13 protein-coding genes and 1 pseudogene are annotated in these 13,642 nt (G+C 70.4%); 8 read left to right on the top strand and 6 right to left on the bottom strand.

What is annotated here, in order from left to right; genetic code table 11:
* Nucleotides 1-16: 16 nt before the first annotated feature.
* From rnpA to ABD973_RS16060, 8 genes are all read left to right on the top strand, one after another.
* On the top strand, nt 17-391 hold the full coding sequence (gene rnpA, locus ABD973_RS16095) for a ribonuclease P protein component (protein ID WP_125595682.1): 375 nt from the start codon (nt 17-19) through the stop codon (nt 389-391).
* A complete protein-coding gene (gene yidD, locus ABD973_RS16090) occupies nt 388-669 on the top strand; it encodes a membrane protein insertion efficiency factor YidD (protein ID WP_078950077.1) in 282 nt (93 codons plus the stop codon). Before rnpA ends, yidD begins: the two co-directional genes overlap by 4 nt.
* Before the next feature lie 3 nt (nt 670-672).
* Complete coding sequence (gene yidC / locus ABD973_RS16085; protein ID WP_125595679.1) at nt 673-1,779, top strand: membrane protein insertase YidC; 1,107 nt, start codon at nt 673-675, stop codon at nt 1,777-1,779.
* Between the two features lie 14 nt (nt 1,780-1,793).
* Nucleotides 1,794-2,306, top strand: coding sequence for a Jag family protein (locus ABD973_RS16080; protein ID WP_125595677.1), 513 nt, complete (start codon nt 1,794-1,796; stop codon nt 2,304-2,306).
* Nucleotides 2,307-2,435: 129 nt separating this feature from the next.
* Nucleotides 2,436-3,173: a 16S rRNA (guanine(527)-N(7))-methyltransferase RsmG gene (gene rsmG / locus ABD973_RS16075; RefSeq protein WP_345500507.1), complete on the top strand. Its 738-nt coding sequence runs from the start codon at nt 2,436-2,438 to the stop codon at nt 3,171-3,173.
* A gap of 255 nt (nt 3,174-3,428) precedes the next feature.
* The gene (locus ABD973_RS16070) at nt 3,429-4,529 is read left to right on the top strand and encodes a ParA family protein (protein ID WP_125595673.1); all 1,101 of its coding nucleotides are present in this window, start codon (nt 3,429-3,431) and stop codon (nt 4,527-4,529) included.
* Nucleotides 4,526-5,608, top strand: coding sequence for a ParB/RepB/Spo0J family partition protein (locus tag ABD973_RS16065; protein ID WP_125821727.1), 1,083 nt, complete (start codon nt 4,526-4,528; stop codon nt 5,606-5,608). The genes ABD973_RS16070 and ABD973_RS16065 overlap by 4 nt, the downstream gene beginning before the upstream one ends.
* 87 nt (nt 5,609-5,695) lie before the next feature.
* Nucleotides 5,696-6,319, top strand: a complete 624-nt coding sequence (locus ABD973_RS16060) for a GNAT family N-acetyltransferase (RefSeq protein ID WP_125595668.1) — start codon at nt 5,696-5,698, stop codon at nt 6,317-6,319.
* Between the two features lie 90 nt (nt 6,320-6,409).
* Here the strand turns inward: ABD973_RS16060 and trxA are convergent, their stop codons facing one another.
* The 6 genes and pseudogenes from trxA to murJ all read right to left on the bottom strand — a co-directional run bounded on the left by trxA (nt 6,410) and on the right by murJ (nt 13,622).
* Nucleotides 6,410-6,748 (bottom strand): thioredoxin, encoded by a 339-nt coding sequence (gene trxA / locus ABD973_RS16055; protein WP_125595665.1) that lies wholly within the window; start codon nt 6,746-6,748, stop codon nt 6,410-6,412.
* Between the two features lie 50 nt (nt 6,749-6,798).
* Nucleotides 6,799-7,758 (bottom strand): thioredoxin-disulfide reductase, encoded by a 960-nt coding sequence (gene trxB / locus ABD973_RS16050; RefSeq protein WP_125595662.1) that lies wholly within the window; start codon nt 7,756-7,758, stop codon nt 6,799-6,801.
* Nucleotides 7,759-7,905: 147 nt separating this feature from the next.
* Nucleotides 7,906-8,859 carry an anti-sigma factor gene (locus ABD973_RS16045; protein WP_345504607.1) on the bottom strand — a complete coding sequence of 318 codons (954 nt, stop codon included), beginning with the start codon at nt 8,857-8,859 and terminating at the stop codon, nt 7,906-7,908.
* Nucleotides 8,860-8,873: 14 nt separating this feature from the next.
* On the bottom strand, nt 8,874-9,575 hold the full coding sequence (gene sigM, locus ABD973_RS16040) for an RNA polymerase sigma factor SigM (protein ID WP_125821728.1): 702 nt from the start codon (nt 9,573-9,575) through the stop codon (nt 8,874-8,876).
* A gap of 26 nt (nt 9,576-9,601) precedes the next feature.
* Nucleotides 9,602-11,321: pseudogene (locus tag ABD973_RS16035) on the bottom strand (protein kinase family protein).
* A gap of 117 nt (nt 11,322-11,438) precedes the next feature.
* On the bottom strand, nt 11,439-13,622 hold the full coding sequence (gene murJ / locus ABD973_RS16030) for a murein biosynthesis integral membrane protein MurJ (protein WP_345500503.1): 2,184 nt from the start codon (nt 13,620-13,622) through the stop codon (nt 11,439-11,441).
* Between the last annotated feature and the right edge of the window lie 20 nt (nt 13,623-13,642).

Genomic DNA, 13,642 nt, shown 5'->3' with positions numbered 1-13,642 from the left:
CGCAGGTCGTGACGTCGTGCTGTCTCCCGAAAATCGGCTGAGGCGGCGCGAGGACTTCGCGAGCGCGGTGCGCCGAGGGCGCCGGGCAGGTCGCCCGCTCCTCGTCGTCCACCTACGTACAAGCGGTGCAACGGACCCGCACGAGCCGGGGGATGTCGATCCCTCGCCGCGTGCGGGTTTCGTCGTCAGCAAGGCCGTCGGCATCGCCGTGGTCCGCAACCGGGTCAAGCGCCGTCTCCGCCATCTCGTGCGTGATCGGCTGGCCCAGCTGCCCGCCGGTAGCCTGGTGGTGGTGCGGGCCCTGCCCGGAGCCGCTGACGCCGGCGTCGACGAGCTGGCCCGTGACCTGGACGCCGCCTTGGCGCGGCTGCTGGGAGGCGTGGCTCGATGAAGTACCCGCTGCTCGCTTTGATCAAGCTGTACCAGTGGACGATCAGTCCGCTGCTCGGGCCGGTGTGCCGCTATTACCCGTCGTGTTCGCACTACGGGTTCACGGCCATCGACCGGCATGGTGCGGTGAAGGGGACGGTTCTGACCGCCTGGCGGATCCTGCGGTGCAATCCGTGGTCCCCGGGTGGTGTGGATCATGTCCCACCCCGGAAACGCCCGCGTTGGCACGAGCAGCTGCGCAGTGCGTTGCGTAGATCTCGCAATGCTCAAGGAGCCTGATTAGTGGACACGATTGCCAGTCTGTTCAGCTTTATCACCACACCCGTGTCGTGGATCATCGTCCAGTTCCACAAGGTCTACGGCGCGATCTTCGGTGCGGACAGTGGATGGGCCTGGGGCCTGTCCATCGTGTCCCTGGTGATCCTGATCCGCATCTGTCTGATCCCGCTCTTCGTGAAGCAGATCAAGGCGACGCGAGGCATGCAGGCGCTCCAGCCGAAGATGAAGGCGATCCAGGAGCGCTACAAGAACGACAAGCAGCGTCAGTCCGAAGAGATGATGAAGCTGTACAAGGAGACGGGCACCAACCCGCTCTCCTCGTGCCTTCCCATCCTGGCGCAGTCGCCGTTCTTCTTCGCCCTCTACCACGTGCTCGCGAGCATCGCCAACGGCAAGACCATCGGCGTGATCAACCAGTCGCTGCTGGAGAGCGCCCGTCAGGCGCACATCTTCGGTGCCCCGCTGGCCGCCAAGTTCACGGACAGCGCCGAGAAGGTCGCGGCCCTGGACGCCTCGATCACCAACGTGCGCATCGTCACGGCGGTCATGATCGTCCTGATGTCGCTGTCGCAGTTCTACACGCAGCGCCAGCTGATGCAGAAGAACGTCGACCTCTCGGTCAAGACCCCCTTCATGCAGCAGCAGAAGATGCTGATGTACATCTTCCCGGTGATCTTCGCCGTCATGGGCATCAACTTCCCCGTCGGTGTCCTCATCTACTGGCTGACCACCAACGTGTGGACCATGGGCCAGCAGATGTACGTGATCAACCAGAACCCGACGCCGGGCAGCAAGGCCCAGGACCAGTACCTGACCCGTCTGCTGAAGCACGTCAGCACCCACGGCGACGTCAAGGGCCGGGGCAAGAAGAAGATCGTCGCGGCGATCGTGGCCAAGGGCCCGGACCGCAACGACAACGAGCGGAAGTTCATCACCGCGCTGACGAAGCAGGGCATGGCAGCGCAGGCGGACGGCTCCGTGATCAAGAGTTCTGAGGCCACGGCCGACTCGGACGCGGCGAGCGGCGGTGTCGCCACCAAGCGGCAGCAGCCGAAGCGACAGCCGAAGTCCAAGCGTCAGACGCCCCCCAGCAAGCCCTCGAAGAAGTAGAAGGAGTCCCTCCCGTGACGGAAGGCACCACCACCGCCGCCGCTGAGAGTGGCGACACCCTGACCCGCCTCGAGCAGGAGGGTGAGATCGCGGCCGACTACCTTGAGGGTCTGCTGGACATCGCCGACCTGGACGGCGACATCGACATGGACGTCGAGGCCGACCGTGCCGCGGTGTCGATCGTCAGCGACTCGGGCGGCCGTGACCTGCAGAAGCTCGTGGGCCGCGACGGTGAGGTCCTGGAGGCCCTCCAGGAGCTGACCCGCCTCGCCGTGCACCGGGAGACCGGCGACCGCAGCCGGCTGATGCTGGACATCGGGGGCTTCCGGGCGAAGAAGCGCGCGGAGCTGGCGGAGCTGGGCGCCAAGGCCGCCGCTGACGTGAAGGCCTCGGGCGAGCCGCTGAAGCTGGCCCCGATGACCCCCTTCGAGCGCAAGGTCGTCCACGACGCCGTGGCGGCCGCCGGCCTGAAGAGCGAGTCCGAGGGCGAGGAGCCGCAGCGCTTCGTCGTCGTGCTCCCGGCCTGACCGGGAACGTTGTGTGTCGGCCCCGCCTGTGTCGCAGGCGGGGCCGAAGTTTGTAAGCCTGGCAGTTGAACGACACGGTTGAACGACACGGTTTTGGCGTGAGCGGTTCTGTACGGAAGGACGGTCCCCGTGACGGAGGCAGCGGAGCTTCCCGCGGCGCCTGAGGAGGCGCCCCCGGCGCCCGAAGAGGCGCACGCGGTGTTCGGTGAGTTTTTCCCGGAAGCTGTGCGGTACGCGGAGCTGCTGGCGGACGCGGGGGTCAAGCGCGGCCTGATCGGGCCGCGTGAGGTTCCCCGGCTGTGGGAGCGGCACCTGCTGAACTGCGCGGTGCTCTCCGAGGTGGTGCCGGAGGGCGTCACCGTCTGCGACGTGGGTTCGGGTGCCGGCCTGCCCGGCATCCCGCTCGCCCTGGTGCGCCGGGACCTGAAGATCACCCTGTTGGAGCCGCTGCTGCGCAGGACGACCTTCCTCCAGGAAGTCGTGGAGCTGCTCGGCCTGGACCACGTCACCGTGGTGCGCGGCCGGGCCGAAGAGGTGCTGGGCAAGCTCCAGCCCGTGCATGTGGTGACGGCCCGCGCGGTGGCACCGCTGGACCGGCTCGCGGGCTGGGGCGTACCGCTGCTGCGTCCCTACGGCGAGATGCTGGCCCTGAAGGGCGACACCGCGGAGGAGGAGCTGGTCTCGGCGAAGGTCGCGCTGACCAAGCTGGGTGTGGTGAAGACCTCGGTGCTCCACGTGGGCGAGGGTGTCGTCGACCCGTTGTCCACGGTGGTCCGGGTGGAGGTCGGAGAAAGCCCCGGTGGGGTGAGGTTCGCGGCCAAGCGGGCTAAGGCCGCACGGGTGGGGCGGGCGCGCAGGCGCCGCTGAGTCCGTCGCCGAAGGTGCCTTTTGGGGCGGGTTGGGCCCTATAGGTATGGATTTCGGAGTGTCGTAGCGGGCTGAAGACTCCGTCCGGGCATCGTGTTTCACGTGAAACGTCGCTCTCTGCTGCACGGAATCATCAGCCGCGGTCGTGCTGCTGCGGCACCCCGCCCCCGCAACGACGCGGGGGTGGCGGAGTTGTCCACAACGGTGGATTCATCCACAGGAGTACGGGCCCCGCTGGTTCGCGACCCGGGTGGCATGGCAGGCTCTGTTCATCGCGAGCCCGCTGCCGAGGAGAGTGACACCGTGCGGTCCGACGCCAACCTCGCGGGGCCGATGGCCGATCCGGTCCCCGGTCCCCGCTCTGAATCGCCGGGTGAGGATGTTTCACGTGAAACATCGTCCCCGCCCCTCGTGGACAACGACGACATCGAGGACACCCCGCTCGCCCGCGCCGCCCAGCAGGCGGTCCACTCCCTGGGGCACAACGGTGCCGCCCTGCCGCGGCCCGCACAGACCCGGATCATGGTCGTGGCCAACCAGAAGGGCGGCGTCGGCAAGACCACGACGACCGTGAACCTGGCCGCCTCGCTCGCCCTGCACGGTGCGCGCGTCCTGGTCATCGACCTCGACCCGCAGGGCAACGCCTCCACCGCGCTGGGCATCGACCACCACGCGGATGTGCCGTCCATCTACGACGTGCTCGTGGACAGCCGTCCCCTGCTGGAGGTCGTCCAGCCGGTGGTGGACGTGGAAGGGCTCTTCTGTGCCCCGGCCACGATCGACCTCGCCGGTGCGGAGATCGAGCTGGTGTCGCTGGTGGCCCGTGAGAGCCGGCTCCAGCGGGCGATCCAGGCGTACGAGCAGCCGCTCGACTACATCCTCATCGACTGCCCGCCCTCGCTGGGCCTGCTGACGGTGAACGCCATGGTGGCCGGCGCGGAGGTGCTGATCCCCATCCAGTGCGAGTACTACGCGCTGGAGGGCCTGGGACAGCTGCTGCGCAACGTCGACCTGGTGCGGGCCCACCTGAACCCGGCCCTGCACGTCTCGACGATCCTGCTGACGATGTACGACGGCAGGACGCGGCTGGCCTCACAGGTGGCGGACGAGGTGCGCACCCACTTCGGCAAGGAGGTGCTGCGCACGAGCATCCCGCGGTCGGTGCGGATCTCGGAGGCCCCGAGCTACGGGCAGACGGTCCTCACGTACGATCCGGGCTCGAGCGGCGCCCTTTCCTACCTGGAAGCAGCGCGGGAGATCGCCCTGCGGGGGGCCGGAATCCATTACGACGCCCAGCACGCCCATCTGGGCGCGGGCATGAACAGCACGCAGAGTGTGGCGGAGGGTATCCAGTGAGCGAGCGACGTAGGGGTCTGGGGCGGGGGCTCGGCGCGCTGATCCCGTCCGCTCCCCAGGAGAAGACGCCGGTGGTGGGTACCGGGTCGGCTAACCCGTCGGCGGTGCCGGTGCTCCCGTCGGAGCGGGGGATCGCCGCGGCGAAGCTCGCCGCGTTGGTCCAGGCGGATGTTTCACGTGAAACATCGGTGCCGGTGGAGCCGGCAGCTGCGGAGCCGGCGGGCAACGAGGTGGCGGGAGCGACCTTCGCGGAGCTTCCGCTGGACGCGATCTCGCCGAACCCGAAGCAGCCGCGCAACATGCAGCACCTCGACGAGGACGCGCTGGCCGAGCTGGTGACCTCGATCCAGACGGTGGGCCTGCTCCAGCCGGTGGTGGTCCGGGAGACGGAACCCGGCCGCTACGAGCTGATCATGGGCGAGCGCCGGTTCCGCGCCTGCGGGCTGGCGGGGCTGGAGTCCATCCCGGCGATCATCCGGGCGACGGACGACGACAAGCTCCTGCTGGACGCCCTCCTGGAGAACCTGCACCGCGTGCAGCTGAACCCGCTGGAGGAGGCCGCGGCGTACGACCAGCTCCTCAAGGAGTTCAACTGCACGCACGACCAGCTGGCGGACCGGATCGGGCGCTCGCGTCCGCAGGTCACCAACACCCTGCGGCTGCTGAGGCTCTCGCCCGACGTGCAGCTCAAGGTGGCCTCCGGTGTGCTGCTGGCGGGTCACGCGCGGGCGCTCGTATCCGTGGAGGACTTCGGGGAGCAGCTCCGTCTTGCCGAGCGGATCGTGGCCGAGGGTCTGTCGGTGCGCTCGGTCGAGGAGATCATCCAGCTGATGGGCTCGGAGCCGTCGAGCACCGTGAAGCCCAAGGGTCCGCGGGCCGGGGCGCGGGTGTCCCCGGCGCTCAGCGAGCTGGCGACCCGTCTGTCGGACCGGTTCGAGACCCGGGTGAAGGTGGATCTGGGCCAGAAGAAGGGCAAGATCACCGTCGAGTTCGCGTCCATGGAGGATCTGGAGCGCATCCTGGGAACGCTGGCCCCGGGTGAGGGCCGAGTCCTCGAACAGGGTCTTTCCGGGGAGTAGTACCTCCGACTCGCTCCACTCGCTGCCCCCTGCTTCTTCGAGGTGTCCACACTCGAAGAAGCAGGGGGCAGTGCTTACGATGTGGGCATGGGTCGTCGGTTGGTACCGCTCACGCTGGACAACCTCCAGGATCTGCCCAGGCGTTGCCGGAGCTGTGTGTTCTGGGAGCTGGATCCCGTCACCGGCGAGGCCGCCGTGAAGGCGGGCACTCCGGAGCTGGAGAAGGAGGCCTGGATCTCGGCCGTCCTGCTGGACTGGGGCTCCTGCGGCCGGGTGGTCTACGTGGACGAGGTCCCGGTCGGGTTCGTGCTGTACGCCCCGCCCGCCTACGTACCGAGGGCCGCTTCCTTCCCGACGAGCCCGGTGTCCCCGGACGCGGTGCAGCTGATCACGGCATGGATCATGCCGGGGTACCAGGGGCAGGGCCTGGGGCGGGTGATGGTCCAGACGGTCGCGAAAGACCTGCTGCGACGGGGGTTCAAGGCGATCGAGGCGTTCGGCGAGACGCGTTGGGAGCGGCCCGCCTGTCTGCTGCCGGCCGACCACCTGCTGTCGGTGGGGTTCAAGACCGTACGCCCCCATCCGTCCCACCCCCGGCTGAGGTTGGAGCTGCGCACGACGTTGTCGTGGAAGGAAGACGTGGAGCTCGCCCTGGACCGTCTGTTGGGCGGAGCGAGGGCCCGCAAGGAGCCGGCCCTGCGCCCGCTGTGAGCGCCTGGGTCACCGGACATGCGAACGGGGCCGCCCCTTCAGGGACGGCCCCGTTTCACGTGGTCACTGCCGACCGCGCGGAGCGGCCGATCAGGCCTGCACCTCGACGAAGTCGGACAGGTCGCGCAGGATGGCGGCCTTCGGCTTCGCACCGACGATGGTCTTCACGACCTCGCCGCCCTGGTAGACGTTCAGGGTCGGGATGGACATGACGCCGTACTTGGCGGCGGTGCCCGGGTTCTGGTCGATGTTGAGCTTCACGATCTCGATCTGGTCGCCGTGCTCGGCGGCGATCGCCTCCAGCGAAGGCGCGATCTGGCGGCACGGGCCGCACCACTCGGCCCAGAAGTCCACCAGGACGGGCTTGTCGCTGCGCAGGACGACGTCGTCGAAGTCCGCGTCGGTCACGTTCTTGAGGGTGCCGGCCACTGCGGCCTCCTTCTCTTCTACGGGGTGTGGGGTGTGGGGATGGAGCCGGGTCAGACGGTCGCGGCCGCCGGCTCGGTGTCCGCGAGCGCCGCGAGGAAGCGCTCCGCGTCGAGGGCGGCGGAGCAGCCGGTGCCGGCCGCGGTGATCGCCTGGCGGTAGGTGTGGTCCACGACGTCGCCGGCGCCGAACACACCCGTCAGGTTGGTGCGGGTCGAGGGGGCGTCGACCTTGAGGTAGCCCTCGTCGTCCAGGTCGAGCTGGCCGGTGAACAGCTCGGTGCGCGGGTCGTGTCCGACGGCGATGAACAGGCCGGTCACGGGCAGCTCGGAGGTCTCACCGGTCTTGGTGTTGCGCAGGGTGAGGCCGGAGAGCTTCTGCTCGCCGTGGATCTCGGCGACCTCGCTGTCCCAGGCGAACTTGATCTTCGGGTCGGCGAAGGCGCGGTCCTGCATGGTCTTGGAGGCGCGCAGGCTGTCACGGCGGTGGACGATCGTGACGGACTTGGCGAACCGGGAGAGGAAGGTGGCCTCCTCCATCGCGGTGTCGCCGCCGCCGACGACGGCGATGTCCTGGTCCTTGAAGAAGAACCCGTCACAGGTGGCGCACCAGGAGACACCGCGTCCGGAGAGGGCGTCCTCGTTGGGCAGGCCGAGCTTGCGGTGCTGGGAACCGGTGGTGACGATGACGGCCTTGGCGCGGTGCACCGTGCCGGCGGTGTCCGTGACGGTCTTGATCTCACCGGTGAGGTCCACGGCGACGACGTCGTCCGGGACGAGCTCGGCGCCGAAGCGCTCGGCCTGGTCGCGCATGTTGTCCATGAGGTCCGGGCCCATGATGCCGTCCCGGAAGCCGGGGAAGTTCTCGACCTCGGTGGTGTTCATGAGCGCGCCGCCGGCGGTGACGGCACCTTCGAAGACCAGGGGGTTGAGCGAAGCGCGTGCGGTGTACAGGGCGGCCGTGTAACCGGCCGGCCCGGAGCCGATGATGATCACGTTTCGTACGTCGCTCACGGGTTCTTTCCTCGTCTCTGCGGACTTCGTGCTGCCTACCGGGGGCCGGTGCGGACTCTCACCCCACCCAACGGATCCTACGGCGCGCACATTCCCCGCTTGGCCCCTCCCGTCCCGCAACGCGCGGTGGGCCACCCCGTAATGCCGTCAGTTGCGGGGATATGTGCTGGTCAGCAGGGGCTTGTCCGGCGTTTGCGCCGGGTTGTCCGCACAGCCCGCAGGCACGAGATACGCGTCCACCCGGGCGGGGTCACCCGGGTGCGGCAGAACGAGGAGGTAGACGGGAGTGCCCTGGTAGCTGCCGCGCGCGGCGGCGACCGGCGGTTCGCTCCGGCCGGTGCCCTGCTGGACGCAGGGCGGGACGGCGGCCGGGGCGGGAGAGGGGAGCCGGTCGGCGGGAGCCAGCCCGGGGGAGGCTTCCTGCAGCCCCATGCTCCTGTCGGTCTCGCCCGGTGCGGTCTTCGGGGTGTTCGCCGCGGCTTCACCGGCGAGCAGCTGCCGGACGTTCTGTCCGAGTCCCTGTGCGGTGTACTCGCCGGGGGTCGCGGCGTCGGCGGAGGCCCTCGCCGTGTCGTTGCGCGTGGCGGTGTCGTGCGAGCCGGTGCCGCCCAGTCCGTTGAAGAGCACCACGGCGAGCGCGCAGGCGGCCGCCCCGGCCAGTCCGGTGAGGACGGCGATACGGCGCCGGGCACGACGACGGCCGGGACCGGTTGGGCCGGACGGGTGACCCGTGGGCCGGTGGGCCTCGTTGCGCCCCGAGCCGCCCGTGGTCGCCGGCGATGTTTCACGTGAAACATCGCCCGCTGGGTGCGGTTCGGAGACGGGGGCCTCGGCCCGGGGTGTCGTCGAGTCGAGGAGCGCCTCGGCGGCAAGGGCCGCGTCGATCCGGCCGGCGATGGACGAGGGCATGCGCGGCGGCCCCGGGAGGGTGCCGAGGAGGGACCGGATCTCCTCCAGGGAGGCGAGCACGTCGGCGCACAGGGCGCAGTTCCCGAGGTGGCGGCGCACCTCGGAGCTGCGGGAGGGGGGGAGCAGTCCTTCGGTGAGGTCGGAGATCTCCGATACCTCCGGGTGCCAGGTCGTGCCGGCAGTGCCGGTCATGCCGCTCGAGGGGCTCACGGTCGTCCACCTCCGCCCTTCACAGCGTCTGGATCCGGTTCTGGGTTCCTGGTGTCTGCCGCAGGTGGGACGGCTGTCCCCGGCGTCCGGTTCCTTCCCCGCTCCGAGGTGGTGTTATCCCCGGCATCCGTGCGCAGATGAGTGAGCATCGGGAGGAGTTTGGCCCGGCCCCGCGCGCACCGGCTCTTCACGGTGCCGGTGGGGACGTCGAGGATGCGGGCCGCCTCGGCGACGGGGTATCCCTGCATGTCGACGAGGACGAGGGCGGCCCGCTGCTCGGCCGGGAGGGTGCTGAGGGCGGCCAGGAGCTGGCGGTGGAGGTCCTGGCGCTCCGCGGGTGCCTCGGCGGACTCGTGGGGCTCCAGCAGCCGCTCCAGGCGGTCCGTGTCGTCGAGGGGGGCGGTCCGGCGGGAGGCGGCCTTGCGGGCGCGGTCGAGGCAGGCGTTGACGGTGATCCGGTGCAGCCAGGTGGTGACCGCGGAATCGCCCCGGAAGGTGTGGGCGGCCCGGTAGGCGGAGACGAGGGCGTCCTGGACGGCGTCGGCGGCCTCCTCGCGGTCGCCGAGGGTGCGCAGCGCGACGGCCCAGAGCCGGTCGCGGTGGCGCCGTACGAGCTCCCCGAAGGCGTCGGGATCGCCGGCGACGTGCAGGGAGAGGAGATCCTGGTCGCTGTGCTCGCCTGCCGCGGCGTCGTCCAACGGTGAGCCCCCTCCCCCTGACTGCGTCAGCCCTTGAACTTCACGTCCGAGATGCCCTGCTTGTAGCCGGCCTTGCTGAAGTCCTCGTACTCGGCGAACGGCATGGCGGTGATCCACACGAGCACGTAGCGCGTCTTGACCGGCTTCTCCGCGGTCAGCTTGACGCCGGTGTCCTTGGTGGTCGTGGCCGCGATCTTCTTCATGGAGCCGACGCCGCCCTTGGAGGGGCGCATGGAGTCGGCCGCGTAGAGGGTCAGCGTGGTGTGGTCGCCCGGGTACTTCAGCGCTATCGAGGCCTCGCCGACCTCCAGCTCGGAGCCGAGGTCGTAGACGATCCCGACGCCGTCCTTGATCTTGAACTCGGGGCCGTCGTCGTAGCTCCTGGTCCGCCAGTAGCTGGAGGTGTCCCCGTCGTACGTCTTGGCGACGAGCCCGGCGTTCTGCGGGCTGCCGTCCGGCGCGTACTCCTGCGCCCCCTTGATGGAGAGCGGGACGGGCTCCTTCTTCTGCGCGGTGTCGTTGGGGCCCTGCTGCTGGGTCTGGGTGTTGTCACCCCCCGACTTGCCGTGGTCCAGGAGGGTGTCGGCGAGCTGCCAGCTGCCGAGGCCCAGGGCGACGATCAGCAGGGCGGCGACGCCCCACTTCAGGGCGCGCCCGGTACGGCTCTGCAGCGGCGGCGGGGGGGACGGGCGGGACCGCCTGGGTGGTCGGCAGCCCCACCGGCGCGGGGCGTCCGTAGGTGCCCTGCTGGTAGGTGGTGTGCTGGTACTCGGGAGGGGCGGTGAAGGCGGGCTCCGGCGGCCGGATGCGGGGCATCTCGGCGACGGCCTTGGCCAGCTCCTCGGGGCTGGTGCAGGCGGGCTCCTGGCGGGACGCGGTCGCCCCGTCGTTGGCGAGGGCGCGCATGGCGAGCTCGCCGAGGCCCCGGTGGACGCCGGCCCGGACCTGGTCGGGGGCGAGTAGACCGACGCCCTTGGGCAGGCCGCGCAGGCCGTACGCGTCGTTCTCGTAGGGCCAGCGCTGGGTGAGGGAGGCGTACAGCAGTGCGCCGATCGCCTCGGTGTCCGCCCGCTGCGGGGTGTCGCTGGTGATGCCGCGCAGGGCGGCGTTCACGGCGAGGCCGCGGATGCGGTACTGGCCGGTGGAGGTGCGCAGTATGGCGCTGGGCGTCAGGCGCAGGTGGGCCAGGCCCTCGCGGTGGGCGGCGGCCATGGCCTGGGACACCTGGCTGACCAGCTGGTAGGCCTCGTGGGGTTCGAGGGTGCCGGCGGCGAGGACCGAGGTCAGTTCGGTGGCGTCGGGCAGCCACTCGTGGACGACGTAGACGAGGTCGTTCTCCTCCACGGCGTCGAGGACCTGGACGAACCGGGGGTCGCCGAGCAGGGCGGAGGAGCGGGCGGCGGCCAGGACGCTGCGGGCCCTGGGGTGGTCCGCGGGCAGCAGGTGGACGCCCACCGCGCGGCGCAGCTTCTCGTCCATGGCGCGCCAGCTGCTGAACCCGTCCAGACGGGTGACGCACTCCTCCAGGCGGTAGCGCCGCGCGAGCTTGTGCCCGCTGTGCAGTTCCGGCGCGGCCGCGGGTGCCGCGGCCGGGCGCTCGCCGTCCTTTTCGGGCACGGGTCCGTCCGAGGCTTTTCCGTTCTTGGCGTCCACCCCGTCGGCCGTGGCCTTGGCCGCATCTGCGGCCAGCGGCTGCTCGCCGCTGTTGTGGGCCACGTCGACGGCAGCCGTGCTACGTTCCGCCACCGTCGTCCCTGCCTCCCCATCCGTTGCGCGCTGTCGGCCAGTCCGCGAAGCCATGCCAATTGTGCCCACAGTCCGCCGCTATGCACGACACACGAAAGGGGGCGACGGTTGTGCGCATCAGCGCCCCAGACGTCCGCGGACCATTCCGACCATGGAGTTGAGCTCTTCGATCCGCATCCGCTTGGCGGCGAGGAGGAACACGGCCGCCAGGGCGATGCCGCCCGCGACCAGGGCGGCGACGGAACCGAGGGCTCCGCTGCCCAGGACCCGCATGACCCCGTAGGCGGCGGCGCCGCCCACCGCGGCGGCCGGGACGCAGGCCCCGATCAGGCGGGTGTAGGTGCGCATGACGTGGGCGCCGTCGAGGTCTCCGCCGAGACGGGCCTTGAGCCGGCGCCAGGCAACGCCGACGCCGACCACGTAGCCGAGGCCGTACGCGGCGGCCATGCCGACGACGGCCCAGCGGGCCGGGAGCACGAAGTAGGCGAGGGCGGAGACACCGGCGTTGACCGCCGCGACGATGACCGTGTTGTAGAACGGCGTCCGGGTGTCCTCGTAGGCGTAGAACCCGCGCAGGACCACGTACTGGACGGAGTAGGGGATCAGGCCGAGGCCGAAGGCCATCAGGACGTAACCGATGTTCAGGGCGTCCTTGCCCGCGCTCGCGTAGAGCAGGGTGGCCATCGGGACGCCCAGCGCGAGGAAGGCGAAGGCGCAGGGCACGATGGCGACGGCCGACGTGCGCAGGCCGTAGGAGATGTCGTCGCGGACCGCGGCGGCATCGCCGTCGTGCGCGGAGCGGGAGATGCGCGGCAGGACGGCCGTCATGACGGAGACGGTGATGATGGCCTGCGGCATCTGCCACAGCAGCAGCGCGTAGTTGTAGGCGGTGATGCCGGTGCCGCCGTGGCCCTGCTTCTCGGCGGCGGTGCCCGCCGCGGTGGCGAGCTGGGTGACGACGACGAGGCCGATCTGGTTGGCGAGGACGAAGAAGAACGTCCACTTGGCCAGGCCGGCCGCCTTGCCGAGGCCGTGGCCCTTCCAGTCGAAGCGCAGGCGCGGCTTGAAGCCGGCGTCGCGCAGGTAGGGCAGCATCGCGAGGGACTGGACGGCCAGTCCGAGCAGGGTGCCGAGGCCCAGGAGGCGGACGCCCTCCGGGGTGATGGTCCCCTCCGAGACGCCGGAGGTCGTGAAGCCGCCGAAGGCCCAGATGAAGGCGCCGAAGGTGGCGATGACGACGATGTTGTTGAGGACCGGGGTCCACATCATCGCCCCGAACCGGCCCCGTGCGTTGAGGATCTGACCGAGCACCACGTGGACGCCCATGAAGAACATCGTGGGCAGGCAGTAGTGGGCGAAGGCCACCGCGACGTCGAGGCGCTTGGGATCGTCCGCGATCGTCGGGGACATCATGCGGATGAACAACGGTGCCGCGAGCACGCAGACCGTGGTGACCGCGCCGAGCAGCGTGATGACGAGCGTGAGCAGGCGGTTGGCGTAGGCCTCGCCGCCGTCGGCGTCGTTCTTCATCGCGCGCACGAGCTGCGGGATGAAGACGGCGTTGAGGGCGCCGCCGCCGACGAGGACGTAGATCATCGTCGGCAGGGTGTTGGCGACCTGGTAGGAGTCGTTGAGGGTGGCGACGCCGATGGCGCCCGCGATCACCAGGGTGCGGCCGAAACCGGTGATGCGGGAGACGATCGTGCCGGCCGCCATCAGGGCGCTGGACTTGAGCAGGCTGGCCGCCTTGCCGGCGGGCTTGGCCGGTGCCGGTGCCGCGACCGGTGCGTCCTCGGCGGCCGGGCCGGCGACGCCGGGGGCGGCCTGCTGGTCGCGGTAGAGGTGCGTGAAGGCGTCGGGCTCGGGCTCCTCCTCGGACGCCCGGGTCACGAGCGAGTCCACTCCGACGAACTGCGTCGTCGCCGCGTGATCGCCGTAGGGCAGGTGGCGGGACGGGCCGTCCGGCTCCGGCGGCGGGGTCTGGGCCCAGACGCGGGGGTCGGGGCCGTGGGAGGGGGCCTGGGGGGCCGCGTAGAGCGGACCGGCCTCCTGGTACGTGCCCGGCGCCGGCGGGGGGTGCGAGGCCCGGTCGTAGAGGGCCTCGGTCACCGGGTCCTGGGCCGACAGGTCCTGCGACCGGTAGGGGTCGTAGTCGTAGGCGTCCTGGACGTACGGGTCGTGGTCCTGTGCGGGCGCGGGCGCGGGAACCTGTCCGGGCACCTGAGCGCCCGGGGCAGTGCCCTGGGAGGGCGTTGGCCCGCCAGTGCCCTGCGCGCGGTCACCGTCGTACGGCGCGTTCATCGCAACCCCACCTCATCGTC

This window comes from Streptomyces racemochromogenes (assembly GCF_039535215.1).
Classification (GTDB): domain Bacteria; phylum Actinomycetota; class Actinomycetes; order Streptomycetales; family Streptomycetaceae; genus Streptomyces; species Streptomyces racemochromogenes.
This window is presented reverse-complemented; position numbering and strand designations above follow the sequence as displayed.

What these genes read in the sequence shown, in the direction of transcription:
- yidD (WP_078950077.1), top strand. Translation starts at nt 388, where the DNA reads ATGAAGTACCCGCTGCTCGCTTTGATCAAGCTGTACCAGTGGACGATC.
- ABD973_RS16070 (WP_125595673.1), top strand. Translation starts at nt 3,429, where the DNA reads ATGGCAGGCTCTGTTCATCGCGAGCCCGCTGCCGAGGAGAGTGACACC.
- ABD973_RS16060 (WP_125595668.1), top strand. Translation starts at nt 5,696, where the DNA reads ATGGGTCGTCGGTTGGTACCGCTCACGCTGGACAACCTCCAGGATCTG.
- ABD973_RS16045 (WP_345504607.1), bottom strand. Translation starts at nt 8,859, where the DNA reads ATGACCGGCACTGCCGGCACGACCTGGCACCCGGAGGTATCGGAGATC.
- murJ (WP_345500503.1), bottom strand. Translation starts at nt 13,622, where the DNA reads ATGAACGCGCCGTACGACGGTGACCGCGCGCAGGGCACTGGCGGGCCA.